The sequence below is a fragment of the Geothrix sp. PMB-07 genome (genome assembly GCF_030758935.1).
Lineage (GTDB): Bacteria > Acidobacteriota > Holophagae > Holophagales > Holophagaceae > Geothrix.
In genome coordinates, this window is record NZ_CP132333.1 from 3,254,127 (window position 1) to 3,281,070 (window position 26,944).

At 57.3% G+C, this 26,944-nt stretch carries 22 protein-coding genes; 9 read left to right on the forward strand and 13 right to left on the reverse strand.

Annotated features, from left to right (window positions below; all coding sequences use genetic code 11):
- Positions 1-307: 307 nt before the first annotated feature.
- Positions 308-1,498: a restriction endonuclease gene (locus tag Q9293_RS14295; RefSeq protein WP_306247667.1), complete on the forward strand. Its 1,191-nt coding sequence runs from the start codon at positions 308-310 to the stop codon at positions 1,496-1,498.
- Positions 1,499-1,674: 176 nt separating this feature from the next.
- Here Q9293_RS14295 and Q9293_RS14300 read toward each other — a convergent pair whose 3' ends face one another.
- Entirely contained in the window at positions 1,675-3,150 is a 1,476-nt protein-coding gene (locus Q9293_RS14300; protein WP_306247669.1) for a DUF559 domain-containing protein, read from the reverse strand.
- A 335-nt stretch (positions 3,151-3,485) separates the two neighbouring features.
- Here Q9293_RS14300 and Q9293_RS14305 point away from each other — a divergent pair, with 335 nt between their 5' ends.
- From Q9293_RS14305 to Q9293_RS14315, 3 genes are read left to right on the forward strand one after another with little or no spacing between them, the layout of a single operon-like run.
- Positions 3,486-4,496, forward strand: a complete 1,011-nt coding sequence (locus tag Q9293_RS14305; protein ID WP_306247671.1) for a type IV toxin-antitoxin system AbiEi family antitoxin — start codon at positions 3,486-3,488, stop codon at positions 4,494-4,496.
- A complete protein-coding gene (locus tag Q9293_RS14310) occupies positions 4,477-5,349 on the forward strand; it encodes a nucleotidyl transferase AbiEii/AbiGii toxin family protein (protein ID WP_306247673.1) in 873 nt (290 codons plus the stop codon). Before Q9293_RS14305 ends, Q9293_RS14310 begins: the two co-directional genes overlap by 20 nt.
- 58 nt (positions 5,350-5,407) lie before the next feature.
- Positions 5,408-5,827: a hypothetical protein gene (locus Q9293_RS14315; protein WP_306247675.1), complete on the forward strand. Its 420-nt coding sequence runs from the start codon at positions 5,408-5,410 to the stop codon at positions 5,825-5,827.
- Between the two features lie 53 nt (positions 5,828-5,880).
- On the opposite strand, the gene Q9293_RS14320 is transcribed toward Q9293_RS14315, so the two are convergent.
- Entirely contained in the window at positions 5,881-7,167 is a 1,287-nt protein-coding gene (locus Q9293_RS14320) for a site-specific integrase (RefSeq protein WP_306247677.1), read from the reverse strand.
- A gap of 875 nt (positions 7,168-8,042) precedes the next feature.
- Positions 8,043-8,429, reverse strand: a complete 387-nt coding sequence (locus tag Q9293_RS14325) for a LysR family transcriptional regulator (protein ID WP_306247679.1) — start codon at positions 8,427-8,429, stop codon at positions 8,043-8,045.
- 87 nt (positions 8,430-8,516) lie between these two features.
- Here Q9293_RS14325 and map point away from each other — a divergent pair, with 87 nt between their 5' ends.
- Positions 8,517-9,293: a type I methionyl aminopeptidase gene (map, locus tag Q9293_RS14330; protein WP_306247681.1), complete on the forward strand. Its 777-nt coding sequence runs from the start codon at positions 8,517-8,519 to the stop codon at positions 9,291-9,293.
- Positions 9,294-9,399: 106 nt separating this feature from the next.
- On the opposite strand, the gene Q9293_RS14335 is transcribed toward map, so the two are convergent.
- From Q9293_RS14335 to Q9293_RS14345, 3 genes are all read right to left on the reverse strand, one after another.
- On the reverse strand, positions 9,400-10,212 hold the full coding sequence (locus Q9293_RS14335; protein WP_306247684.1) for a DNA adenine methylase: 813 nt from the start codon (positions 10,210-10,212) through the stop codon (positions 9,400-9,402).
- A gap of 134 nt (positions 10,213-10,346) precedes the next feature.
- A complete protein-coding gene (locus Q9293_RS14340; protein ID WP_306247686.1) occupies positions 10,347-11,720 on the reverse strand; it encodes a ParB/Srx family N-terminal domain-containing protein in 1,374 nt (457 codons plus the stop codon).
- A gap of 525 nt (positions 11,721-12,245) precedes the next feature.
- Complete coding sequence (locus Q9293_RS14345) at positions 12,246-12,707, reverse strand: helix-turn-helix transcriptional regulator (protein ID WP_306247688.1); 462 nt, start codon at positions 12,705-12,707, stop codon at positions 12,246-12,248.
- 225 nt (positions 12,708-12,932) lie between these two features.
- Between Q9293_RS14345 and Q9293_RS14350 the strand changes: the two genes are divergently transcribed.
- Positions 12,933-13,952, forward strand: coding sequence for a restriction endonuclease (locus Q9293_RS14350; protein ID WP_306247691.1), 1,020 nt, complete (start codon positions 12,933-12,935; stop codon positions 13,950-13,952).
- A gap of 536 nt (positions 13,953-14,488) precedes the next feature.
- Here the strand turns inward: Q9293_RS14350 and Q9293_RS14355 are convergent.
- Together Q9293_RS14355 and Q9293_RS14360 are read right to left on the reverse strand one after the other, a co-directional pair.
- On the reverse strand, positions 14,489-15,379 hold the full coding sequence (locus tag Q9293_RS14355) for an IS481 family transposase (RefSeq protein ID WP_306247693.1): 891 nt from the start codon (positions 15,377-15,379) through the stop codon (positions 14,489-14,491).
- Positions 15,380-16,079: 700 nt separating this feature from the next.
- Complete coding sequence (locus tag Q9293_RS14360) at positions 16,080-16,679, reverse strand: hypothetical protein (protein WP_306247695.1); 600 nt, start codon at positions 16,677-16,679, stop codon at positions 16,080-16,082.
- Positions 16,680-16,962: 283 nt separating this feature from the next.
- On the opposite strand from Q9293_RS14360, the gene Q9293_RS14365 reads away from it, so the two are divergent.
- Positions 16,963-17,403 carry a DNA-binding transcriptional regulator gene (locus tag Q9293_RS14365; protein ID WP_306247697.1) on the forward strand — a complete coding sequence of 147 codons (441 nt, stop codon included), beginning with the start codon at positions 16,963-16,965 and terminating at the stop codon, positions 17,401-17,403.
- A 123-nt stretch (positions 17,404-17,526) separates the two neighbouring features.
- Here the strand turns inward: Q9293_RS14365 and Q9293_RS14370 are convergent, their stop codons facing one another.
- Genes Q9293_RS14370 through Q9293_RS14380 form a run of 3 tightly spaced genes read right to left on the reverse strand, consistent with a single transcriptional unit; the run spans position 17,527 to position 19,797 of the window.
- Positions 17,527-17,952, reverse strand: a complete 426-nt coding sequence (locus tag Q9293_RS14370) for a hypothetical protein (protein WP_306247699.1) — start codon at positions 17,950-17,952, stop codon at positions 17,527-17,529.
- Positions 17,949-19,259 (reverse strand): recombinase family protein, encoded by a 1,311-nt coding sequence (locus Q9293_RS14375; RefSeq protein ID WP_306247701.1) that lies wholly within the window; start codon positions 19,257-19,259, stop codon positions 17,949-17,951. Before Q9293_RS14375 ends, Q9293_RS14370 begins: the two co-directional genes overlap by 4 nt.
- A complete protein-coding gene (locus Q9293_RS14380; protein ID WP_306247702.1) occupies positions 19,243-19,797 on the reverse strand; it encodes a DUF2924 domain-containing protein in 555 nt (184 codons plus the stop codon). The genes Q9293_RS14375 and Q9293_RS14380 overlap by 17 nt, the downstream gene beginning before the upstream one ends.
- A gap of 872 nt (positions 19,798-20,669) precedes the next feature.
- Between Q9293_RS14380 and Q9293_RS18710 the strand changes: the two genes are divergently transcribed.
- Positions 20,670-21,424 (forward strand): IS5 family transposase gene (locus Q9293_RS18710; protein ID WP_372342162.1). Its coding sequence is split into 2 segments (ribosomal slippage): positions 20,670-21,006 and positions 21,006-21,424, totalling 756 coding nucleotides; the frame shifts between segments, so codons are not numbered across the junction.
- Between the two features lie 395 nt (positions 21,425-21,819).
- Positions 21,820-22,029: a hypothetical protein gene (locus Q9293_RS14390; protein ID WP_306247706.1), complete on the forward strand. Its 210-nt coding sequence runs from the start codon at positions 21,820-21,822 to the stop codon at positions 22,027-22,029.
- Between the two features lie 40 nt (positions 22,030-22,069).
- Here the strand turns inward: Q9293_RS14390 and Q9293_RS14395 are convergent, their stop codons facing one another.
- On the reverse strand, positions 22,070-23,473 hold the full coding sequence (locus tag Q9293_RS14395; RefSeq protein ID WP_306247708.1) for a glycoside hydrolase family 30 beta sandwich domain-containing protein: 1,404 nt from the start codon (positions 23,471-23,473) through the stop codon (positions 22,070-22,072).
- Positions 23,470-26,850 carry a discoidin domain-containing protein gene (locus Q9293_RS14400; RefSeq protein ID WP_306247710.1) on the reverse strand — a complete coding sequence of 1,127 codons (3,381 nt, stop codon included), beginning with the start codon at positions 26,848-26,850 and terminating at the stop codon, positions 23,470-23,472. The genes Q9293_RS14395 and Q9293_RS14400 overlap by 4 nt, the downstream gene beginning before the upstream one ends.
- Positions 26,851-26,944 lie beyond the last annotated feature (94 nt).

Consider the following 26,944-nt stretch of genomic DNA (forward strand, 5'->3'; position numbering starts at 1 on the left):
GTCCCACTGAAGTGTTCCTGGTGGCGAGTCAAGGTAGACCAACATCGGTTGGGTTTCAGGGGAAATGCGGGGATCTCGGCCTTCCTCCCAGCCAAATTCTCCCCCCTCCATTCAGCCTCGCCTCATTTCCGTCATGGCAGAGCAAGAGCGGTCGCTGGAAGAGGGACGCAAAGCGAAACGGCCTCCAAGGGGAAGGGTTCCCTCCGAGAGGCCGCCTTGGGTAATCCAACCAATCAATAGGTCATAATCACAGGCACCCGGTCCACAGCCAACCAAGAGACCGCCCCCAGTAGAGCCGGAGAGCAGCATGGCTGAGCCCAAAGAGTATGTCGTCCGAACTCCCCTCTTCCCGAGCTACTCGGATGTATACAAGTTGATGGACATCATGGCCGGTGCTACCACGAAGGCAGATTTCCTCGACTTTCTGAATACCATCTGGGATCAAACCGGCACACCACAGAACCCCGTTGACTGGAGCAACCCGGATGAGTGGATCGGCGAACGGCTTACCGGGTCAGCCCGGAAACTGGCACAGCGAATCTGGGATGAAAGCTCTAATACTGTGAATCCGCGCCATGTGTATGGCGCTTATCTCTTCATCAATACCTATGACCTGCTCAGTCCAGACACAAGCGGGATTTATCGGCTTTCCAAGATTGGGGCCGCATTTAAGGCGAATGATCCTACTGTCGTTCGAAAATTGGACGAGGCAGAGGGCCTCCCCAAACTCCTAACCATCCTGGCCGCTCATTCACCAGCCAAGCGTGGGGACTTGCTCGATGAATGGGGCGAGTTCCTGCTTGCAAACTCTAAATTCGGGACACCCTCGACCATAAAAGACACCCTGCGCCGAAGAATCCAGAACCTAGTCAAGCGTGGCTACATTAGTCGCGAAGGCAATACCTACACGATCACTGATAAGGGCATAGCCTACGCCACCGACACCACTACCCCTGCCGCCCAACAACCTCACCATCTGGTGCTGAGCTCGATAAAGCAATATAACGACGCGCAGAGCAAGGCCCTGCGTGAACGGCTCGGCAAGATGAACCCCTACCGTTTCGAGGGTCTAATCAAGGATCTGCTGGAGGCGATGGACTACGAAGATGTGGTGGTCACAAAGCAGAGTGGTGACAAGGGTATTGACGTGGTGGCGCACTTCCAGTTCGGCATCACCCAGATCAAGGAGGTGGTACAGGTCAAACGCCAGCAGGGTTCGATCACCCGCCCTATCATCGACCAGCTGCGCGGCGCTTTGCCCTATCACCAGGCCATCCGCGGCACCGTCATAACCCTGGGACGTTTTGCCAAGGGCTGCGAGGATGCAGCCCTATTCCCTGGCGCCGCACCAATCACTCTTATTGATGGCGACAAGCTCATGGAGTTGCTTCTGAAGCATGGCGTCGGCGTGAAGAAGCGGCCCCAAACGTTGATCGAAATTGATGAAACCTATTTCGCCGCCATTGAGAACGAGGCGGATATCGACGCCGCCGAGTAGCCTAGCCCCTTCATCCCGGGATTTTGGTGAGAGTGGGGGGGTTCAGGCCTTCCTGAAAGTGCGTTTCCCCTCCCCCCATAGGCTGTCTTCAGCCCTGCCCCATACCTTCCTGCTGAGGGGCAAGAGTGCTCATGTGGTCATCACCATTTCTCTTGGTAAGCCACTCCATAGACTCTTCAGGACCCTGCTAAGGCCTCATTCTGGTCATGCGTTTCTCTCTCCTCATCAGGAAGGGTTCGCAGGTGTTTTTTCAATGAGGCGGAGGCTCTCAGAAATACCATTGCGAGCCTCTCAGGATCTTTGGTCGTTCGTAGACACCGAAGCAGGATTTCGTTCTCCGCCTTGGTCCAGGGTTCCCAGGCTCTTCGATAACTCTTACGTACTGTCCTCTGTTCCTCCTTTAATACAGTATCAGGTCTCATTAGTGGGCAGTTCACGAACCCCTTGCGCGTCTCTTCCAAAAGCGTCTCCCCTTCAATCCGATCGGGCACGGCAGGGACAATTCGCACTGAAGCCCACGACTCGAAGTCAGGGTTCAACATGTCCGCAAGCAGGTCTGGAGCAGGCTTCATGTCTGTGCTTGCTAAGGACCCAAACAATTCATACTCTCGGACGCTTGCAGGCCAACCTTCCACGAATACGCCCAGAAGTACACATGCCCCGGATTTTGGAGTGACCGAGATCCCTAGCTCCATCAGACGATCGAACATTCGCATCCGATCATCGTTACGGGAGATTGGCTCCATCTCCGTTAGTAGCTTAGATGAGGGCGGATGGGTGAGGAATGGAACGATCAGAAATTTTAACTGCTTTCGGAGGAGCTTTGGAAACCGCGATTTTGAAAGTATTCCGAAGCAGGAGAGCTGCTCGGAGATCCTTCGAACCCGGGTTAGTTGTGTGCCCTGGAGGACGCGGGCTACAAACGTATACGTCGGGTAAGGCAGGATGGTCCTGATTTCGGCAATGTAGGCTCCCATCTTTTCTGGGGTAAGCAGCGCCTCTAATTCCGGTTCGACCAGGTCTTCCAATGAGCCATTTCGATTGAGCGCATCGGATGAATCGCTGGTTACGCCGACCTCAATCTCGCATTCCTCTAATTCCGTGTCCTCACCAATAGCTTCTGCGGATTCTGGGGCTCCATTGATCAATTCGATAGCCAGCTCTCGAAGGTTCTCTGGCAAATCTAGATTTCGGAACTCCGGCCAAGCGGTGATGGCGTCTACAAGCTCCAACCCAGCTTCCCAGGGGTCTCGGAATAGCTCCGTTGCGCTGAATCGATAGATTCGATAGCCCAATCGTTGGAGTTCTCGTTCCCGTCTTCGCTCATATTCAAATTGTTTCGAATTACGATCGTGATAGCTGAATCCATCGCATTCGATAATGACTTTGGCACCGGTTTCTTTTTGAATCACCACGAAATCCGGTTTGTATTTTACAGACCCACAGACTCGCTCAACTTCGATGGGCTGCTGTTGCAAGATCTGGAGATTGCCATGGAAGACCTCCTTCCAGAGGAGGATCCGAATCACAAAGGCCAGGAGTTCTTCGGGCGGCGAATCCCCCGTTGCGAATTCTTCAAAAATTCGAGGAAGCCAAAATCGAGAAAAGAACTGGGCCCCTTGGTCGAATAGGTCCTTCTTCAGGACCTCCAATCGGGTCCCAGAACCAGCTATATTGCTCACCGAAACCCCTAAATCGTTCCTATCGATTTATTTGAAGCTGAAGATGAGTGCACATCATCACGACTTCCTAAGCACTTGCGACATATGGAGCCCACTCCGAGATGTGGGGTTTGGTTGGTATTTAGGGTTATTTGATGCTCCTTTCGCTCAATGTTTCGCCCTTTCAAGACCGTTCATTAATTATATATGTTCACAATTCGTGAACATATATTTTTTTTGAACAAACCCTTGACCAATTCCCGTTTCAACGCGATGTTCATTATTGAATTACGTTCACGGATCAAGGACATCGCAAGGGATTGAACATGATCATTCATCGAGAAGTTGAGCTGATAGATGCCGCCCTGGCGCGATTCGAGGCTCAGACCGGACTCCAGGCCATCCGTGAACCGATTGAAGACCACCTAGGCCCGGATGGGCGAGTCAGGATCATCGACGGTCCTCGCCAATGGGTCTTCGACGTGGAGTGCAAGAACCGGGTGGACCGACTGGCCATGCTCCACGGCGTACAAGCTCAAATCCAGGGATTCGCGAACGCGGGCCTGCTCATGGTTCCTTACCTGGCCCCCGAGTTGGCCCGGCAGTGCCAGAGCATCGGGTTGCCCTTCATGGACGCCGCCGGGAATGCCTTCCTCAAAAGGGAGGGCCTCTACGCCCTGGTGACAGGACAAAAACCCGACAAGGCGCTGCTGCGGCCCGAGAAGCCCATGCGCGCTTTCGATCGGACTGGCCTTAGGGTGGTCTTCGCTCTCCTGGCAGCCCCCAAGCTAGTGCAAGCCCCCTATCGAGACCTGGCCAAAGCGGCGGGCGTGGCGCTGGGAACGGTGGGCTGGATCCTGACGGATCTCCGGGAACATGGCTTCCTGGTGGACATCGTGGGCGAGCGCCGCTGGATCGACCGTCAGCGCGTCATCCAAGCCTGGACGACCAACTACCCCCTTCGCCTGCGCGAACGCCTGCGCGTTCGCCGCTTTGCAGCCAAGGACGACACCTGGTGGGAGAACGCAAACCCAGGGGCCTTCGGTGGCTTCTGGGGAGGGGAGATAGCCGCGGCCAAGCTGCATGGCGATCTGATCCCCAAGACCGTCACGATCTACCTTCCCGAGGACCGGAAGGATTTCCTGGCGAAACATCGGCTCCGAGCGGATCCCCAGGGTCTCATCGAAGTGCTGGATGTCTTCTGGGACTTCCCCCCTGCACCGGAAATCCCCGAAGGCATCGCGCCCCCGCTATTGGTCTATACGGACCTCCTGACCATCGGAGATCCTCGCACCCTGGAGGAAGCCCGGAGGATCCATGACCACTACCTGGCTTGACCTCAAGCGCCCCTTGGACCTGCGTCTGGACCGATTGCTGCGGGACCTGGACGATCTCTTCCGGAGCCGAGGTATCGACTACCTGCTCACGGGCGGAATGGCCCGCGAGATCCTGTTGTATTACGGCCACGGCTGCGCGACGGGCCGCGCCACCAAAGACGTGGACTTCGGCGTCACCCTGTCCTCCTGGGAAGACTACGAGACCTTGCGCTCAGCCCTGGTGGGCACAGGAACCTTCCGGCCCGACCCCAAAGAAACCCAGCGAATGATCCATCGGGATCCCGGTACGGGACTCGAAACCAAAGTGGATCTCGTGCCCTTCGGCGCCATCGCCGGACCCGATGGAGCCCTGGCTTGGCCTCCTGATGGCAGCCATTTGATGCGCGTCCTGGGCTACCCCCAGGCACTCGCATCCGCCATTCATCTTCGTCTGGACGAAACAAAATGGGTGCCCCTGGCCTCAGGTCCAGGGCTGGCCTGCATGAAGCTGGTCGCCTGGATGGACCGGGGCGACGCCAGGTTGGGCCGCGATGCTGTGGACTTCATGGAACTCCTCCACCAGTATTCCCACGTGCTCACCGACCAGGAACTGTACGACAGCCATCCGGATGCCATGGATCGCTATGATTTCAGGGCAGAACCCGCCGCCGCCTTCATCCTTGGCAAGCAGGTGGCACATCTCGCAGACGACCGGCTGCGCGACGTGATCAGCGAAGCGCTGGAACCGCCGTCCATGCAGAAGATGCTGGACTACTTCCTGCGGGAACGAGACTCCCAGGATTCCAGTGCCCGTCTGGAAGAAGCCGCACGCCTACTAGAGGCCTTCAAGACTGGATGGAAAAGCATAGAATAGACTCCTCCAGATCGATCCCAACCTCATCCTTCTCATGTTTTCCAACCTAGGAGCCACAATGCAGGAACCTTTTGGTATCGACAAAAGCATCAGCTTTAATGATTTCCAAATAGCAGCTACGACCTTGCAGAAGGATCTTGTATCGGGGCGGGAACTACAAATCGAAACTCTTTGGCTCTTCGCCAGTGCATTGGCCAAGCACGGTCTTACGAGCCCTGCAGGTTGGCTCGATCTAGGCCATCAAATCCTCACAGAGTTTGGCTGGCCCAACGCCGGGATCATCCTTCAGGGAATCATGGAATCTGGCGATCCGGACTTCTTCCGCAACGCAATTTCAACCCTGAAGAAAAAAGGAACTCCTTTCATCTCGGAATACATCGGTCGACAGCGTGTCTCTGAACTTCACGCCCAAAATAAGATCACTGATACGATCCAAGATTTGTACAACCAAGCGGGTCGTGGCATTGAATGGGCATAGTCCATCTAAGCACCAGTCCTTCGGAGTCGTTCAGAATAGCCCTTGGGACTGACTCATTCTGACAAACGCAACAGCGGCGATAGCTGGCGGATCGTGTCCGTGACGTACTTCTTCGCCAAGTGGCCGTAGTGCTTGTCCACCATACGCGTACCCTTGTGGCCAAGCTGCTCAGCCACCACGGCCAACGGCACGCCAGCCATGATCAGCGTTGAAGCATAGGTATGCCTCAGTTCGTGGAAGGAGAGACCGTCTTCGATCCCAGCGTCCTTAACCGCCTGGTTCATTGGTCGAACCTGGTGGCCGCGCTTCCATTCCTCGCCCCCTTCCGTCAGGAACATGCGCTCGGACTTCTTCCGGCCTTCCACGATGTCCTTGAAAAAGGCAATGCCCTCATCGCTGAGCGCAATGTAGCGACTCTCTTCTGACTTCGTTTCGGAAGTCACGAAAACCTGCCCGGTGCGCTCATGGAAATCTCGAACATGCATGAGTCGGGACAACTCGCCGTAGCGCGCCCCTGTGAACAGCGCCGCCTGGACAAGTTTCTTGAAATAAGGCGGGCAGACGTTCACCAGCGTCTTCTGGTCATCGACAGACAGGAACCGAAGCCGGGCGCTATCGGCCTTCCTGAACGGTTTGACCATCCGCCAAGCCGTATTCGGACAACTCACTCTCTCCATTTCCAAGGCCTTGTTCAGAGCCGCTTTCAACACTGTCAGGATTCGGTTGGCGGTACTTCTCCGGCGGCGCTTGGCCTCAAAATCGTCAGGCAATTCCCGGAACCGCTGCTCAGCGCTTTTGGCGGTGCGCAGTCTCGCGGGCGTATCTGCGAGATCCTCGAACCACTCCTGGATTAGTGACCTTGTAAGCTTCTCAACCAAGTGGTCGCCGAAAGCGGGAAGGATGTGGGCATTGATCACGCGGAGCGTGTCCTTGCTGGCACGGCCACCGGCCTTCTCGTAGCTGCTCATGTAGTCCGCCATGCATTTGCGCACGGTGTACGGCTCTTTCGGAGCCCCTGAGGCTGGAGCAGCAAGCGCCTCTGCCTCGGCCTTACGCCATGCCAAAGCAGCTTCCTTCGCCTCGCCGTAGGTCAGGGTCTTGATATGTGCCGGAGCCCCGCTGTCATCGGCAAAGCCGATGTCCTTCTGCTTCCGGGGTGGCTTGGCCTCGGGGAGGTAGTACTTGGCGTACCAAACCCCACCGCGCTTTCCCCGGCGATACCCAAGGGCGCATCCCTCCTCGATCACCTCCCAGTAGGGCTCATGGCGCGGCTTGCAGTTCTTTGCCCGAGCCGTGGGGGTGTCCATCTTGGGGGTGGCTTGTCTCTTGGCCATGGTCATCCTCTGGGTGACCATCCTGCCAGAGAATTTACTGCAAACTTACTGCAAACCGATATTGAGCCTTCAGGGGCCGCCCAGAACCATCCTGATTATTTGTTTCTTGTTTTTCATATATTTACAAAATTGCTCACAAATCCAGGAAGGGTCAGAAAGGGTCATACACCGCCCTTTCACGGCGGTAACACGGGTTCAAATCCCGTTAGCCCTACCAAACACGCGCCTGACTTCAGTCAGGCGCTTTTTTTGATAATGCTCGGGTTACCCAGCAAGGCACTTTGGTCCAATGATCCCAATCTTTTGGACAAGCAAACGCGCTCTTCACCTATTCTCAGAATTTCCTAGCGCCATCTGAGATTACCGGCCTGACCTTGGAGTTCTCTGGTTCTCGACCCCCGCTGGGGCGCGAAGAGTGGCCCCGGTGTTACCAATCAGCCACTCCGAGCCCGATTTGATCTCGGTCAGAAGCGGCCGTTTTAGGGTCGTCATGACCGGTAACACATCTTGTATTTATGCGACTTTTCTCACGCCCCAAAAAAGTCCGCAGAAACAGAGAACGCCATCTGGGCTCCCAGGCGACCGCAAGGGAGGTCCAGAATCACCGTCTCGTGGACCCTGGCCCAAGTCGAGAGGGATAGCTCTGGGGCAACCATCGGAGTTCGACCCACTCCAGAGGGATTGTTGCAGGCGCCTCAGGATCGCACTGGAGATCGAGGCAGCATGGGTCTGCTGAGCAACGTATTTGGCCGCAAGGAGTCCCGTCGGCATCCAGCACCTGAGCCCCCTGCACCCTCGACGCCAGCAGATCCGTCCAGAGATCCCAACCTCATCCGAGTCCATGGTGCTTATGGCCGTGAATCCAATGGATTCACCGGATTCTACTCGGCGCTGGGGGTCAGCCCCATGGAAAGGCCGCCCGCTTCAGAAACCGTCCCGCGAGGTTGTTGTGCAGGGAGCGCCGGGTCCGCGCAGGATCGCTGTCCTGCCTGGCGGTCACTCGGGGCGGGATGCTGGGAGAGGCACGCCTCCCGCGCATCCTCGATGGCGCTGAGGATCCGGCGGGCATGGGGCATGAACCGAACGCCCGCATCGGACAGCAACATGCCTTTGGCGTTGCGGTGAAAGAGCAAGATTCCGAGCTCGTCCTCCAGGCTCGCCAGGCGGCGTGTCAGAGGAGGCTGAGTGGTATGCAGGCGCTCGGCGGCGCGGCGTAGGCTGCCGGTTTCTGCGACAGCCAGGACGGTGTGGATCTGCTCAAGGCTCATGGGACCTTATGGTAATGGCGATCCGCAGGGGGGGCGATACCGAATCGGTATTGGCGAAGCTTTGCGTACACGAACTACCGTTGCTCCATGTCGATCGAGCTCTATTCCTCCGGTGATCTGGCCGCCCTGAGAAGGGCTGGGGCAGTGGCCGCGGCCACGCTGGCCTATGTCGGGGACCAGCTTTGCTCCGGGATGTGCACCGCTGAGATCGATCGCCTGGTTCGCGAGGATACGCGGCGCCGGGGGGGACGTCCCAGCCAGCTTGGGTTTCAAGGCTTCCCAGCCGCGGTCTGCACCAGCCGCAATGACGTCGTGTGTCACGGCATCCCCTCGTCAGAGGAATGGCTGGAAGAGGGGGATATCCTCAACGTGGATGTAACCACGTGCCTCCAGGGCTTTCATGGCGACACCTCCCGCACTTTCTTCATCGGCCCCCCAGGCCCTGAGGCCCGCCATGTGGTTGAAACCGCGGAGCAGTGTTTGATGGCGGGGATCAACGCAATTCGGCCCGGTGCCCAGCTCGGAGATATCGGTTGGGCAATCCAGCGCACCGCCGACGCGGCAGGTTGCACCGTGGTGCGGGACTATTGTGGGCACGGCATCGGGCGGCACATGCACCAGCCCCCGGAGGTCCCTCCAACAGGGCGCCCCGGCACCGGCCTGATCCTGCGCCCTGGCATGGCTTTCACTGTGGAGCCGATGGTGAACCAGGGACGGGCCCAAACGCGTTTGGACCGGGATGGTTGGCGTGTGGTAACGGTGGATGGCAGCCTTTCAGCTCAGTTCGAGCACACCGTCATCGTGACGGCCGATGGCCATGAGGTTCTGACCCTGGCCCCTGAGCCTCCGCGGCCCCATTCTTGACGTTGGAAATCCCTGGAATTGATCCTGTCGAGGCCGAAGGTAGTTGGCGGTGCACCCAGGATGGCTCTGCGTGATGCGTCGCACAATCAGATCCAGCAAATTTGTCTTAGGAAGCGATTAAATGAATTGGTGCATTCAGTGGCATGTCTGGGATTTCGAGCTCATTCGAGAAAAACATCACCTCGCTGCCTTTGTACCGATCCATGGCGCTATAGCTTAGGGCATATCTAATGCTCCGGAAGTCTCCATAGAGATCTCTGATTTCTGGGACGTCATCATAGGAAACGATCCAGTTGACAGCCTTAAGGCTAGGAACCAGTTTCGCAATCCCCGCATGGTCTTTTGAAGAGTAAAAACTATCGTACAATCTGCGCCCCTTAACAAAATAAGGTGGGTCGAGATAGATCAATGATTTTGGCGGGGCCTTGCATTTCCAACCCGCCAAGAAATCCACTGCATCTAAGTTTGAAAGAGTAATTCGCCCACGAAATCGACCAACTTGTTGGATCCGCCTTATGAGAGCCTCCCGGTTGTACCGGGCATCCAGTTTCCATTTTCCCGTCTGATCTTTCCCCCCAATTACTCCGCCACCGATAATTCCTGATCGGTTGCACCTGTTAAGGAAAAAGGTCGAGAATCCGAGGTCTAGCTCTGAATGAATCGCCGGTTCCACCTGAATCAACTTCTGCTTGTGCCAGGTTTTCATATTTACTGGTGTCTTCATGATCCGGTCACAAAGTTCATCCGTACGATTAAGAACCGAGGACCAGAACGCATGAACTGATGCGTTTAAATCGTTGATGTAGATGCTCGAGACATGATCGAGAAGCAACAATTCCAACGCTACGGCGGCGCCACCGGCATATGGCTCTACATAGCAACCATCCTGAAGTCCGTTAACATTGATCACGGCCTTCACGTACTCCGCAAGTTTCCCTTTCCCCCCGGGGTAACGTAGGGGGCTGTAGTAAAGCGGAGATGGCATGGGCGCCTCGGTTGGTTACCCAAGTCTACAGGCTGAGATGCTTCGTGGCCACCATTAATGGCCCAGTTCTACATGCGGTCCCATAAGGCCAAGAAAAAACCTTCGCAAGAGTCCCAGGCTCGAATCAGGCCGACAGCATCGGGATGGAAATGCGCGTTGTGAACAACCATATGCAACTGACCGATTGAAAAAGGAGAATCCGTAGAAGTGAACTTCGTGAATGCCGAGTTGATTACAGTTTTTTCAGCACCCTTGGCTAGTAGATCAGTTCGAACACATTCAACCTTGTGTCTCAGTGTTGGATCCTGCTTCCCTGCAACCGCAGCCAATGCACCTTTGAGTTTATGTTTCTGGATAAACAGATCGAGACTTATTTCGAGGAACACTCTGGCCATCACTGCAACAGAAAATGGGTACAAGCGAATATCGAGCTTCCGGAGTTCGCGGTAGATATCATTCGCCTTCGTGGCGTCCACGGGGAATGTTGTTGCCCTAGGAATTAGGTGATTCCGAGTTTTGGAAGAGGGCAAGGACCCCTTCTTCCCTGAAGCCGATTTGGCTGTGGAAGCCGGTGAATTCGGTGAAGATTCAGCATTTCCCCTTCCTTCAATTTTCCAAGATTCCTTAGTTGGAGTTCCCGATGTCAACTGAGGTTTGATCTTTGCCAGATATGCCTTTCGGTCGTCCTTTGTGTAGACGTGCCCTACGGTGACATCTGGCTGTTGGAGATCCTGCATGACTACATAAAGATTTTTGGCAGTGGTTTGGGGATCAATCGTCGAGGTTAGCTGTCCGCCTTTAAGCTCTAGACCCATCGATTTTCTAAATGCTGGGTCTCCTAACAATCGCTCCAAGTTGGTCACCGGGAATCGGTCAAGGACTTCCGCGTCACATGCACCTGCGAGCTTAATTCGAACAAATTCAAGTGCATCATAGCCAGGACTATTCCCACGGAATCGAGCTGTTGAAGCACCATCCCAACTAACAACACCCGCCCCCTTGTTCTCTCCTGTGTGCCGTAGCTGGATCCAGTGTTTTGCATCCTCGACCGACGCAGCTAGGACGCATTTCACCTCGTCTTGGTGTTTAACTTTGAACGCCTCTGCGAGACGTTTCAATCTTTTCTTGAGAGGTTCTGCCAAAGGTGCTTCGTCGATCCGTGTAGGTTGGGCCAATAGCTTTAGTGCAGCGACCCTTCGATTGCCCTCGACCACGGTATAACGACTGTGTCCATCAATCTGTACCACCATCGGAATATCGATGGGGCTGAGACCTGAGTGGACGATATCCTCCGCCAATTGAATAAGCTTTGAGCCCTGGTCAATACAAACAGCATGTAAGGCCGAGCGCTGATCTTCGACAGGATCAAATCTCGGATTGGCGACATAGAGATCAATGGATTCAATTGGTGTAATAACTTCTGTATATTTGGGATCCATCATGACCTCGACTGTAGATTGCGTTGAGAATCAGTAATTTCATGGGATTGATCAAGAAAAAAATATGGTCGTCTTCTGGCGATCCGGTTCGCCGTCTTCTCTTCCATCACCACGCGAACCGGGAACCTGCGTAAGAGTTCCGGCCCGACAGAAGGCTAGCACTTGCTGGTAGTCAGAAAGTGTATTTCGGCCGAGCGGTAGCATCTCCCCTGCTGAACGGGCATCTACCTGGCTCCTAATCACTCCAAAGATCCAACCGAGTACGATAATATTTGCAGGCTCCCGGACAAGGCGCCTGAACCCAAGAGAGCTGTCCAGCCCGAAGACCCTTCTACACCCCAGGGAACTAACGTAAGGTTCGCGCACGATGCATTTAGATAGTGCGCGTGGCAAACCTTTTGTCATCTTTCATTGAAACATGTCAGTTGGCATTGCGGAGGTCACCACAGCATTACGCGAAAGATGATGAAATCGATCATCGCCTCCTCCTACACCTTGACGTGAACTTAACCCACGCGCCGAGCTTGACTACCCGACCACGACCCAAACAGGGCGGCCTTCCTCATGAGCCCTCCGGATAGCCTCACTGGCCTTCCTGGCAGTGATTGCCTCGGCACTGTCGTCCTCGCGGTGAACCAGCAATAGCCCCCCTACTGCAAGACTTGGGAGCCTGATCAGATCCGCGGCGTAGGCCTCAGCCACAAGCAGGGGGCCCAATTGCCTTGGCTGGGCCGGCACTTTGAAGCCTTTGCCAGAGCGCAAAGCCTGGATCGTCAGGCCGAAAAGCCCTGCAAGCGCACCGAGGGCAGGTTCTCCCGGCTCCTGCTTGTCCAGCTCCCAGCGGGAGAGGCTCTTCTGGTTCGTATGAATAGCGTCGGCCAGCTGCGCCTGACTCCATTTCCAAGCCAGCCAGATGCGCTTGATTCGCTTCCCGATGGTGTCCGGATGAGCAGGGGGCGTTCCGTAGCCGCCGCGCAAAGGACGACTCACTGCATCTCCCCAGTTCCGGATACCCTGGGCTTTATACTCATAATGGGTATTTCAAAGCACCCACCCGTCCCGCTCCAGGAAACGGAGCGAGAGAGGTGGCGTGGCACCATGTCCCAACTGTAGCGGGAATTGGCAGCCAAACAGACAGCCATTCAGCAGTTGTGGTGTCGTCTCGAGGGAGTCAAAATACTCATAACGAGACTTTAGAGAATGGGAGGGTGCGCCATGACAGCGACTTTGTGGGGGATCCATGGAGGCCGGGATGGCTCGGCCGATCCTCTTTTCCGAGAAAAGAGCCTGCTCGCTCTGGGCTGGACGGCCCTAGGAGACCTGAGCCAGCTTGAAGCGGACCGTGGGGCATTCAGGGCGGCCCTGGTCGAGGCCTATCCAGAGACCTTGGCCGGGGCAGTGCCCGTCGAGGCTGGTGTCCTATTTCGGTTCGTCCACGAAATGGCCATAGGTGATCTGGTGGCCTACCCAAGCCGGGAAGACCGCTGCATTCACCTCTTCGAAGTAAAAGGCCCGTATCAATATGACGCCACCGCGGGAGCGGAGTTCCCACATCGTCGTCCCGCAAAACTTGTGAAGAGCCTTCCCCGTGGCAATTTCAGCCAACCAGCTTTGAATGAGATTGGCGCCGCCATCACTCTGTTCAAGATCAAAACCAATGCAGCAGAATTCCTGACGAAGCTGGCGGATCAGTCCCTTGATATTTCGAAGCCCATAGCGGCAGATCTCGAACCCGAAACTTCGAGCAGCGGGCCCGATTTCTCAGAAAGCACCCAGGACTTCGTAATCGGGCGGCTTGGGCTTCATCTCAAAGGACACCCCTTCGCCCACTTCGTAGGGCACCTGCTGAACCTGCTGGGATACCGCACCCAGATCTCTCCTCCCGGGCGCGATGGTGGCATCGACATCCTGGTCCACAACGACCCTCTGGGTATGCAGGGGGCGGTCATGAAAGTCCAGGTAAAGTCCTCAGAGGCCCAAGTTGGAGAGAAGGACCTGCGAGACCTAACAGGGCTGCTCCACGAGGATGAGCGAGGACTGTTCGTCACTTTGGGCACCTACAACCTGGATGCCCGCAAGGTCGCAAGGGGCCCGAAAGGCATTCGCCTAATCGATGGGCCGGAGCTTGTTAATTTGATCTGCGAACACTACGACCAAATCGACCATCGTTATCGATCGTTGTTGCCCCTACGAAGAATTTGGGTCCCCGACTTGCCTGGCAATACGGGGGAATGAGGCTCTGTCTGAAGAAATAACCCATTCAGGCAACTATTCACTTCCCATATTTGAAAGCTGACCCAATGATCTACTGCCCTACGAAAGGAGGCTTGCTTGAAACACCTCAGAAATCTCGCAATTGCAGCGCCATTGCTGATCTTGGCCTGTTCGACAGTGCCAGATGGGTACACCCCAGAAGCATGGGAAAGATATCAACGAGAGAATCCGAATGGAGCTCAGCTAGAGCGATGGATCCATGAGGATCCAGCCAGGCGGGACCTTCGCAGAACCTGCCTCTCGGCAAGCCAAGCTGTTATCGGCAAACAGGATTACGCCCGTGTCTGGTTCTTGATGAACGCCGAGATTGCCATGATCAATGGATTGGACTTGAAGCAATTCCTAGTGAAGGACCTTCAAAGCTCGATCGAATCAAGGGAACGGAAGATCACCAGCAGGCGGGAAGCACATGCTCAATTGGGTTGGCCAAGCCCAGACACCTCAGGGGACGATCTCATACTTCGATCTGACAAAGCCATCTTGGCGGCGATCACTCGCTAGATGTCGTTGCCAACGAGGTTGTTCAGCCTTGTGACCGGGGGCTGACCTCCTAAGGCCGAATGTGGCCTGTGGTGATTGTAGAAGTGGAGCCAGGCGCCGAGCGCCTGGTTTCTTTCGTCTGAGTTCTGCCAGGTGGGACCGTAGGCCCACTCTCGCAGGGCCGTCTGGATGAGGCGCTCGGCCTTGCCGTTGGTCCGTGGGCGGTAGGGGCGGGTGCGGCTGTGCGTGAGGCCGAAGGCTTCGCGCATGGCCTTGAACGCCTTGGACCGGTAGGGCGAGCCGTTGTCGGTCAGCAGCTTGCGGGCGGTGCCGCCCCGGGCCTGGAAGTGCAACAGCGCCCTCTGGAGGAATGAGGCAGTGGTCTCCTTCTTCTCGTCCGGAAGCACTTCCATGTAGCAGGCCCGCGAGTGGTCGTCCGAGCAGACATGGAGCACCTGGTAGCCCGCATCGCGGTTCTTGTGGTGGCGGATGCCTGTGGCGCGGTGGCCCACTTCGTGGAAGTTGGCGAGCTTCTTGGTGTCCAGGTGGAGGAGGTCGCCGGGGGCCGCGTGTTCGTAGCGGTTGTCGGGTTCCTTGGGCTGGAGGTCCGAAGCCTTGGAGATGCGCGCCTTGCGGAGCCAGAAGCCCACGGTGGAACGGGGCACGCCCAGTTCCGAGGCAATCCGGATCGCCGCCTGGCCCCGCCGCCTTCGACCTACGGCCTCGACGACGAGGCCAAGCTCGTGGCTTCGCGCCAGGCGATGCGGCTGGCTGGAGCGATCCAGGAGTCCGGCCGGACCCTCTGTTTTGAACCGAGCGAGCCATCGGTAGGCCCTGCGCGTGCTGATTCCTATGGATTCAGCCGCATCCCGGACCGTCCAGTCCTCCTCCAGAACGCGCTTCACCATTAATGCTCGACTGGCGGGGCAAGACTTTGCTGAACTGTGGAGGTTCACCCGAGGCTCCGAGAAAGCTGTTTGTTGGCGCTTTCAGCTTCCCAGATCTCGGGTGAACAACCTGATTGGCACTTACAGCTAGATGTCCTTCACCAGGACCAACGCCCGAGGGCATGACTCGGGGTTCCGACTCCAAGCGTTGACGGTCCCCTCCAAAAAATCATCCCGCAACTGAAACCAGTCGCTTCAACCCTTTGATCAGGAGCCTCGACCCATGCCCCAAATGATCTGCCGAAATTGCGGCACCGTCTCTCAACCAATCAACACGGATCCACGGGGCGGAAGTATCGGGATTGTCTTTATCGCAATTGGAAGCATCGCGTTCTTTGCTGTAGTTGTTGCCTGGGGGCTTGGGTGTGGGTTGGGCTGTTTCGGCCTTCCGGTTTCGGTTGGATGCCTTGCTCTGGGTTGGTGGCTGAAATATCGGAAACCAGCACTCCGGTGCACTCTCTGCCACACAACCGGAAGCATGCTCCCCCTGGAGTCACCCATGGGCCAGGAGCTGGCCCAAAGATTCCACCCAAACCCGTCCAGCACCAAATAAGGCCCTGCCCTCCCCATTCCTACCAGAAGACCTCCCGGCAAGGCCGACAGGTCTTCTGCGTTGTTGTCGGCAAGGCATGGCCAGGGCTTGAACCACGATGACGGCTAGCTAAGGCTGGGACCCCAGGTATTCCTCCACCACCCTTCTCAGGGCAGCTTCGCAGCTGTCTCTCGCCGCGCGGGCGAGCAAGTCGGGCTCCATCTCGTAAGATGCCCCAGAGTCCCGAAGGTCCTCCGAAAGGATCCGTTCAGTAGACCGAAGCGCGTCGTGCAGCGCTTGCTCGGCAAGCGCCCGTAAGGTCACCTCCGGGAACGCTGTATTGGAGGCCTGGAGGGCCATTCCCAGGCTCCTGGTTGCATCCGTGCGCATGCCCTGAAAGCCCCTGATCGATCGATCCCAGGTCTCGACCATGCTGAATAAGCTCGCCAGACACATCAGGGCCTCGATGACCCTCCTCCAAGCCTCTTGTTCAACCAGGCAGTCATCCGTAACCCCGCGTGACCGGAGATCCTCAATGCCCTCCCTCACCGTGGAAGCACTTTCCGGATGGTTCCGAGCGATCAGCTCACAACTCTTCCGGCACACCCGCTCTGCCCTGTCCCACTGCTTTCGGTCAAACGATCGATAGAACTCCTGGAGGTACCCTCCGGCCACGGCGATCTCAAGGCGCCAGGCCAGAAGTTGGTTTGCGAGAGGGGTCGACACCATTTACCTTGTTGTTTTAAATAAATATATATTTAATCTAATGGCGCACTGATCGATCGGCCAAGTGGATTTCACACGAAGCAGACGTTGAAAAGCTTGGAATTCCTTTTCCCGCCGAATAAGCAACGGTGGCGCCTCTGGTGCGTTTAGCCTTGGCGGCATAATGCGCTTAGGTCAAAGTTTATGCCTGAGCGGCTTGGGTTCATCTCCGAATCGTTCCCAAAACCGGATCGCCGAGGCTTCGCATCGCCCACGAAATGCATCATCACTAGCGAATGGAGATCCAGTGCCCAACATCGCCTCCACTCTGAAAAGCGAAATCCTTCGCTTGGCACGAAAAGAAGTCCGACAGGAAGTGGAAGGACTGAAAAAGGCCTCAGCGCAGTACCGATCTGACATCGCGGCGTTGAAGCGGCGTGTGGAGGCACTGGAAAAAGTGCGCGCCCGTGCAGAGAAGCATGCCGTTCGATCAGCCTCCAAATCGATTGTGACCGAGGGGAAAACGACCGTTCGCTTCAGCGCCAAGGGCCTCGCCTCCAAGCGGCGCAAGCTCGGATTATCCGCCGCGGAGGTGGGAGTCATTCTTGGAGTGTCGGCACAAACCGTCTACAACTGGGAGGCTGGCAAATCCAAACCACAGGCACGGCAGTTGGAAGCCATCGCCGCCCTGCGCAACATGGGAAAAAGGGAGATTGCCGCCAAACTCGCCGATTCACCCAGCGAGTAGACGGAGGTTGAACCACCTCAATCAAGGGCTGCGCCGCGTCCACCTACTGGGCTCCTTCAATCCAGCTGGGCCCATACCTCGTTTTCAACACCCCCTTCAGTGAGAAGGCCCCACCCTCGGGAGTTATCGCCCGCCCGAACGTGATGCCTTTGCCGGCCTGCCCTCACGAATATGGGAAGCCCAAATCCTGCGCTGGTCCTGCCATAGAGGAACTCGAGCGATCCGCAACAAGGCATGGAAGTTCACCCGGCTGGCCTCCGCCCTTGCCAGAAGCACCGCCTCCTGGAGGTCTGGAGCCAGGTAGACCAGCGCATGAAGCTGAGCCACACGAGGTTGGCTGACCCCAAACTTTTTTGCCAGAATCTGCGAATACCCTGGGCCAAACGCCTCGATGCCACGCGCGAGCACATGGGCTTTCGCCAGGCACAGGGCCAGGCGGGGAGGCCGACCCATCGGTTCATCTCTCTCCCCTGGCTTCTGAAAGGTCACCTGGAGCCCTCGGCGCACCCGCATGAAGGGCACCTCCACTGTCAGTTCATCGACCTTCATGCTGAGATCCTCGATTCAGCGAGGTCGAGGCGCTCCAGATTTCGCAACCGGATGCGCAGGGTCCCCTGAGCCTCCTCGACCACCACTTCATCCACCAGCAGGCGGATGAGCCGCTGGCGGTTCCGAAGGTTCAGCGCTGCCCAGATCTCCTCAAATCCAGGAAATGTCCTGGGCAACCACCCCAACCCCTGGATGAGGTAATGATCCAAGGCCGCCCGTCTTGCTTCGTTCTGAAAGGCCTCCTTGAGCTGGTCCACCACGAAGGCCTCGATGGCCTCCGCCGGAAGCTGCTTCATGGCGCAGACCTTCTTCCCCCATTTGTCCCGCGTGGTGCAACGGTAGTAGCGAAATACCCGACCATTTCGACGGGTGGATGCGCTGGTCATGAGCCCCTGGCAAACCCCGCAACGCAATGTGCCCCTGACCAGGTAGTCTGGGTTTTGGATCAGCACGCCGGGTTGGTGGTGCCTGGGTTTCATGAGGCGCTGGGTCTGATCGAACACCTCTCGCTTGATCAGAGGAGGGTGCTCCGCCGTCACGAACTCTCCGAGACAAGATATTTCTCCGATATAGAGGCGGTTCCTCAGAATCCGGAGCACATGATCCTTGTTCCAGGGATGTGGCCGCGGCTTCTGCATGGCCCGCAAGGGGACATCCGCATCATTAAGGCATTGGCTAATCTCCAGGGCACTCTTGCCCTCCAGATACCACTGAAAGGTCTGAATCACCCACGGAGCCTCTGCTTCGGCCACCACGAGCCGGCTCTTTTCGGACCTATACCCAAGGGAGGTGACACCCCCCGTCCATTTCCCCTTCCGTCGAGCTCCGGCCACCTTGTCTCGAATGCGATCTGCGATCATCTCCCGCTCGAACTCCGCAAAGCTCATCAGCATGTTCAGCGTGAGCCGACCCACAGGATCAGCCGTGGAGAAGTTCTGGGTGATGCTCACAAAGGCGACCCGGTGCCGGTTGAAGTGTTCCATCACCCGGGCGAAATCCACCAGAGAGCGGGAGAGCCGGTCCACCTTGTAGATCACCACGACATCGATCATTCCTTGCCTGATGTGATCCAGGAGCTTTTGAAATCCGGGCCTCTCGATGTTGGCCCCTGTGAACCCCCCGTCATCATAGGGTTCATCGAGAGCGACCCAACCTCGGCTAGCCTGGCTCGAGATGTAGTTCAGGCAGGCCTCACGCTGGGCGTCCAAGGAGTTGAAATCCTTCTCCAGACCCGCGGCCGTGGATTTGCGGGTGTAGACCGCACACCGGACTGCGGGTGGCAGGCCCAAATCAGGATTGGCGGCCATTGCCCCCTCCCCTGTTGATCAGCCCAAAGAACAAGAATCCATTCCAGGGTGTTCCGGTAATCTCCTTAGCGATGGCAGAGAGGCTACGGTAAGCCCGACCGCGATAGACGAACTCACGCTCCTGCACCCGAACTTCATGAATGAAGCCTCTGAATTCACGGCTGACCAAGCTTCCAGCCTTTGGCAGCCGCGGGTCCCTGGCCTCCTGCCGATTCGTGGACGCGGGCTTGGGCGCTTTTGGCAAAGGCTCTCGCACGTCCTGCTGGGCCGTAGGGGGCACCTCCATGGAAGAGAGCTCCTCGATGCGAGCCTTGGCTTCACCCGAGAGTCCGCCTTCCATTTGCTCCTGGATGCGGTAGGCGATCCTTTTCCGGAGGTAGGGGAGGTTCTTGGACCGAGACTCCTCCCCATATACCTCTAGATATCGCGCCCTGAGCGCTGCCAACCCCAGGCCTTGAAGCGCCCCAATATCCTTTGCCAGGGACCGCATCACGGCGGCCTCTCGGGATAGAGCTTCGCCCTTGATCTTTGAAACCATACAACACCTCCTGGAGGCCCCGTCTCTCGGGGTGTCGTATGTCCGCTCTGAAGGGCGAAACGGTCAATAGAAATCTCAAGGGTTTGGCCATTTGGGGGCCATAACGACATCGAGGGCAGCCGACTACGCACTCCAACCATGCCGGGTTGGAAGGATCACCTTCCGGCTATCCGACGATCACCCACACAGTCTTTCCGGCTTTCCGCGCCTGTCGAATGGCATCATCGACATTTTGCAGGGACAGCTCCGAGGTTTCTCCGCTCTCGCGCTGGAGCAGCAGGATACCGCTGACTCCTTGGACCGGGAGCCTTAGTTCCGGCGCTTCATTTGCTGGCAGCTTCTCAATCTCTGACCGGGCTTTGCCCGAACTCCTGCGAACCATGCGACACCTCGAATGCCCCTGCTTCCGGGTGCTGCATGTCCGCTCTCTTTGACGGGTTATTCAAGTCCTTTTTGGGTCCTCCAAAACTTACTTTCGTCAAACGGCATAACCTTGATCCTGATTTGCCTCGATGCGAAATCCTGAATTCACCTCGAATAACATAGGGCCACCGGACAATCGGCTCACGTGCCTTCCACCTTCACTCCCTTCACCTTCAATCCACTGGCCGATAACCAATCGGCTGGAACGGTCCTTCAGATCTTTGAGTTCAAGGCTCCGGTCATTCCCCGATGAACGGCCTTGGCCTTAAGAGAACCTCCATGGACATGGACGCTCTCGTTTGCCCACCCACCAAGTCCTTTGAGACGGTATCTGGCCAGGTTTGGTGACACTAGGGCCTGTTTTCAAAGTCAAGAAAGGCAAATGGACGTAAGGGGTTGTACAAATTGCCTAACTGCGGTACCTCATGGGTATGACGTTGAGGTAGAGCGTGGCGAGAACTTTTCTGACTGAACGAATGTGGGCCAGGCTAGAGCCTCTGCTGCCGAGCGAGCAGGGTGGAATGGGGCGCCCTCGCCTGGACAATCGCCCCATCGTTGAAGCGATCCTCTGGAAGCACAGAACGGGAGCGCCCTGGAGAGATTTGCCTGAATCCTTCGGACCTTGGAACACGGTCTTCACGCGCTTCAATCGGTGGAATCGGAGCGGAGTCTGGCAGCGGGTCCTCGAAGCCCTTCGAGGTGAAGCGGATTGCGAATGGGTCATGGTCGACGGAACCGTTATCCGCGCCCATCAGCATGCGGCTGGTGCAAAAGGGGGACCTACATCCAAGGGCTTGGCCGCTCGCGCGGCGGTTTCTCGACCAAAGTCCACCTGATCGGGGATGCCCACGGCAACCCCGTCGATTTCGTGCTGACACCAGGCCAGTCGCACGAGAGCAAGCAACTCGGAAGCCTATTAATGGGCCGGGAGGCCGGGGCTGTTCTCGGTGATCGTGCCTACGACGGAAAGTCCTGCTGGGATCAGATCGCGTCTATTGGAGCAGAGGCAGTTGTTCCACCTCATCCATGCAGGAAGGATCCAGCCGCCTTCGATAAGCATTTCTACAAGGCCCGCCACGCCGTCGAGAACCTGTTCGCGAAGCTCAAACAATACCGAAGCCTCGCTACCCGTTACGACAAAACCATGCGCAACTACAGCGCCATGGTCGCCATTGCCTGTGTCCTTACCTGGCTCCGACTTTGAAAACACACCCTAGGTCCTCAAACAATTCAGCTCTCTGGTTCCCGCAGCAATAGGGCCGATAACGATCCCCCACCAAAGGTGGGGGTCTTCCCGTTGCTGGCCCCTCAAAGGGGCCTTTTCGCAACGGCCGGCTCAACCAACCTCCGTTCCCACTCCAAACGTCATCCCACGCTAAGAACCACAACCACTCGCCGGTCCACGCACACGCATCGTGGCCACTTTTGCGAAAGCGTTACGATGCCAACCCATAGCCTCCTATGCTTATTCTCTCCGTGACACAATTCACGCCTCACCCCTCCTTATCGCCCTACCCTTCCCGTAATTGTCAAACTTCTACTGTCACCCCCGCAAAGCGGGGGGCCTACCCCACTTGGTTACGGGAAGCAATTGCAGACATGGGTGCGGAGGAAGTGATTCCGCCACACCCATGCCGCAAGAACCCTGCGAGCTACGATCGCAATCTCTACAAGGCTCGCCACGCCATCGAGAACCTGTTCCCGAAGCTCAAGCAACACAGCAGCCTCGCCATCCGCTACGACATGAGCATGCGCAATTACAGCGCCATGGTCGCCATCGCCTGTCTCCTCACTTGGCTCCGATTTTGAAAACACACCCTAGGACGCACATTCGCCTGCCGAGCATGGGCTACTTCGGAAGGACCAGGGTACTGAAGCTGTGGGCCGGCAGCACGAGCGCCAGATCTCTACCTTTGACACGAGCCTTCAGACTCCGGGCCTCATCGCTGGTGTTACCCAGGACCATAACCGTCCCGCCATCTGCGTTGCGGAATGCCAAAACTTCTCTGTCCTCACCTGTGGTCGCGAGACGTCGGGCCCCGGGCAAAACGAATGCTGAGAAGTGGCGGAAGAGATGGTATTCAGGGTTCCATGTGACAGTTCCAGCCGCCTTGTCTATGGTGATGAGTGCGTTCTGGACCCACCCCCAGCGGCTGACGCCACCCTTCTCCAGCACCATGTTCCAGGCCATGTGTGCTTCAGCGCCATGCCCCAAGTAATGTCGGATAAGGCGGAAGGTGTATTCCGCGTCCGTCCAGCTGTTGGCGCCTTCTCCACACTCGGTTTCGGTCTGCACGAGGGGTAGCTTCGGATACTGGCGGTGGACGAGGGCGATGCCATCCTTCCCGGCCCACTGGAAGCCCACCCCACGTAGGATGTGCTTTGTCGCGGGGTCCTCGATGATGGTTCGAATGCGCTCGAAATGAGGCCTCTCCACAGTGCCGAGCCAAATCTCTGTGGGTAAGGCCTCCATCTCGAACCTCGGACCCAAGTACCCACCAATGAAAGTGGCCAGGTCCTTTGGTTCCCAGACACAGCTGGGGAAAACCTGACAGGAGTTGAATTCGTTTTGCACATGCAGTGCCTTGATGGGAAGGCCCTCTGCCTCATATGCACGTACGAACCTTGCTAGGTAGGCGGCATAGCACTTCAGATACGGTGGTTCCATGCGGAACTGAGTGCGCATTTCGCCCCCGCGTCCTTCAGGCTTCAGGTCGTTGAACTGAGGGCTGGGCTTGCAGGCATAGTGGTTGTTCGTTTTCATCCAGCTCGGCGGGCACCAAGGAGAGGCCCATAGTGTGAGGCTTGGCTCCAGCGTCTTCGCCGACTTGAGGTACGGGAGAAGGCGCAAGCGGTCCCGTTGGATGCTGAAATGCTTCAGTTCGAAGTCCTCCTTCGTTTCGTCGTGGCTGTACCAATCTGCCGAATAGTCATTTGCACCTACCGGGACCCGCCCCAAGGTGAACCTGAGGCCTGTCGGTCCGTAGAGGCTTGCCAAGACCTCCGCCCGTTTCCCTTCGGGGAGCGCCTCCATGGCGGCCCAGCCCAGCTCATTGAAGCAGCCACCCCAGCCCCGTATGGTCTGCTCTTCGATATCCGTGACTTCGAGCTGGAAGGAAGGTTGAGGGGGAAGCATAGCGGGGGGGGCAACCTCGACCCACGTCGCGATTACGGTACTGACAAGGAGGGAGGGCTGCGGGGTTTGTGCGGCCAAAATGAGGCCCAGCATGGGGAGAAAGACAAGTCGAATCATGGATGCTGCGTCCTCAATAAGTTGAAGCCCCGAAGGCGAAGGATAGGAGACTCGCCCCGACAGTCCTCGTGGCGGACCTCCACGCAGACTTCCCGACTTTCTCCCGGAAGCAGGGTGAGGAAGTTGTCAGTGAACAGGGCCGGCAGAATACGGTCATCACTTCTGTCGCGATGTACTGACAGCATTAGGCCCAGAGCGATGGTCGCTGAGCTATTGCGAAGCTCACCTTTCAGGATCCATTTGTCTCCTGATTGCGTGCGAGACTGTCTAAGGTCTACCAGGGCCGATGGAAGACTATTGATGGCCTGTGTGTCCGTGCTTTCTCTGCCACGCAAATAGTCGTTCCTGGACAACGTCGTCCCACCTCCCTCTAAGGTCAGCCTGAGGAGGTAGGCAGGAGTCAGGGGCAGAGGGCGCTCCACTGCGAAGAGGTCCTGTGTACTGTCCTCCGTGCTGTCCACGTGGGCCATTTTCTCCCACACCAGGGTACCGTCGAAGCGGTATAACTGGGCTCGGGCTGAAAGTCCTTTATGGTCGTTCGCTCCAGTATTTACCACCTGGATACGATCAGAGGATTCGTGCCATTGAATATGCAATGGCTCGCAGGCCTTCTTTGCGCCGAAATAGGCTGCCGTGGGCTCAAGGTAGTAATCGTATGTCTGCCAGACCAGGCTCGGCCAGGCGGGGTGGCTCATCCAGATGAGCAGCCCCATGCGCTTCTGATTCTGGCCCTCAAACATGGCCCGGTACCCGTCGTAGCAGAGGAATTGCGCCTGTTGAATCCATTCCTCTACCGAACCTGCGTGGCCGTATGAGCGCCGTAGCTGGTCGAGGAAGGAGGTACCACCCTGGGCACCTGCCAGAGTGAAATCATGCAGACCCCAGAGGCGGCCCGGGGGCCAGAGATCGGCCTCCGGCATCATGAGGCGCAGGCTCTCCAAGCTGGGAATACTGGGCATTCCCATCTCACTGTGGAGCTTGGCACGGGCTAGGGTGGTTCCGTAGGTTTCCAGTGGGTACACATGGTAAGGGCCATAACCACCCACCACTCCATCCGCGGAATTAGGTACAAAGATGGCGCCGGGGTGTTCCCTGGCCAACAATGACCGAATCCCTTGTTCGATGGGCAGGGGCGGATACCCTTCATTACGCCCGCAGTAGAGGCCAAGGGAGGCATGGGTCCGAACTCTGTTGACCAACTCGGCGGCATTGGCCAGGAATAATGTGGTACTCGCTGGGTCATCTCCGTCCCAGGGATTTGCGAGCCAGAAGTCCTGCCAGATCACGATTCCATTGCGGTCACAGGCCTCGTAGAAGGCATCCTGGCCCACCATGCCAAGCCAGTTCCGCACCATGTTGAAGTGCATGTCCCGGTGGTACGCCAGCGCCGCGTCGAATTCTCGCTCCCGGTAGCGGAGCAGGGATTCGGAGAAGCCCCAATTGCCACCTTTAGGTATGAACCGACGGCCGTTGACCCACAGGCGGAGGCTGTTTCCATCGTCCGAGGCCTTAAATTGCCGAACCCCTGCCTGGAAGCAGCACGTATCGCTGGGACGGGTAGCACCTTCCGGAATGAAGCTCAGCTCCACACCGTACAATTCCGGCTTGCCATAGCCATTGGGCCACCAGAGACGGGGGTTCTGCAGCCGCAAGCTGGGATTGGTAGCGGGATCTAAGTGGAGAGTTATCCGTTCCCGAGCGCCCAAGGATACCGCTTGTTCAAACACTACTTCGCCAAAGTGGCCTACAAGGCGACCCATGACAGGCCCATCCACGCCTGAAACTACGGTGATGGCAAGGGCGACATCGGCGGTAGAGGTGTCCGGAAGAGGCAGCCGGATCGTCACCTCGGGCCGTTCCAGGGTCACCGGTCCGGTAGACAGAAGGCGGACGCGATCCCATATCCCGGTATTGCGTCCGCGGATGCTGGGAATCCAATCCCAGCCAATGGAAGCATGAAAGGTAGGGTTGTCGCATCCCAGCACGCCGCCGTTCTCCCCAGGCTCCTCAAAGGTCTTCTCCTTCACCGAACCGGGATGGTCGTTCTTCACAATCCTCACCGCCAGGGCGTTGAGATGCCCAGGGATGAGCTGGTCGGTCACATCGAAGCGCTTACGAGAGAAGGCACCTTCGATGCGGCCAATATCCACCCCGTTGAGGTAGACCTCCGCCTTCCAGTTGATGCCATCGAAGCAGAGCCATCGCCTCTGCCCGGCGGAAAGGACTGGAACGGTGAAGGTGTTGCGGTACCAGAAGTCGGCGTAAAAATAGGAATCCGAAACTGCCAACTGCTGGTCTCCATAGGTCGGATCGGCAACGGCCCCCGCCGCCACATAGCTGGCGAGGACGGTCCCGGGAACCGTGGCAGGCAGCCAAGCATCATCACAGAACCCTGGCTGCGACACCTGGGCTCCGCTGCCCTGAACCTGGGATTCGCGGGCCAGACGCCAGGCACCCATGGTGAGTTCCAGGTTGCCATTCGGGCTAGGGGTCGGCTGGGGTCGAGAGATAGGCACAAGCCCACCAGTGCCCCATATCTCACATTCTGAAAGGATATAACCATCCTCAGTGGCAGCTTTGGCCATCCAAATCCTTACATGGCGCGCCCTTTTGGGGTGGAATCGGAGGTCGTCCCTTTCACCAGATGAGGGCAGGACCATGGCCGTATTCCAGTGGATTCCGTCCTGGCTTAATTCCACCCGGCCCTCCAAAGGGCGGCGGATCCAATGAAGGGTGACTTGGTCTACGCGAGCTGGGGCTCCCAAGTCCACGGATACCCATTCCTCGCCTCTCCCAGCGGATTTCCAGGCACTGCAGAATCGCTGCGGGCCGCCCACTGGAATCTCTTGCCCTTGGCGGGTAAGGTTCCATTCCTGAAGGATCCATTGCCGTGCGCGTGGATCTCGGAGGTGGATTCGATAGGCTTGGCACCTAGCCATGGAAGGGAATGCAATCGTCGCCGTGAAGTTACCACCAAGACGCGTCTTGCCACTCGCTTCCCCGAGGGTGCGCCATGCGTTTCCATCATCGGTGCCTTGAAGCAGGCAGCCCCAGGTTTCTGGATCATTCCCTGAACCCTTCACTACACCGGTTAGCTGCATGGCATCGACTTCAGGCAGAGCCCCGCCAAAATCCAGGCGGATCCATGGTGCGGAGGCATCCACGGGGAGCAAGGCCGAGCCCTTGAGCTCCACTTCGGTCACCCAGTTTCCATCGAAAAGGCGTTCTCGTTGGTGTTTCTTGAAGGTGCCTCGTTCCGAGCTGGCGAAGCTGAACCATGTGGGAGGGGTGTTCGTGATGATGCCGTCGGTGACGAGCTGGGCCGTCAGGTTGTAATCCCAGGCGCTCGATTGCAGAGCCGGTCGGTGCAGGGCCAAGTTCCTCCGAGCAGCCGGGGCCGGTAGGAGTAACGGAGCTGCGCTTTCAGAGGCGCGACCGGGATAGCATCCCGTCCCCAAGGTGGGCTTGGTG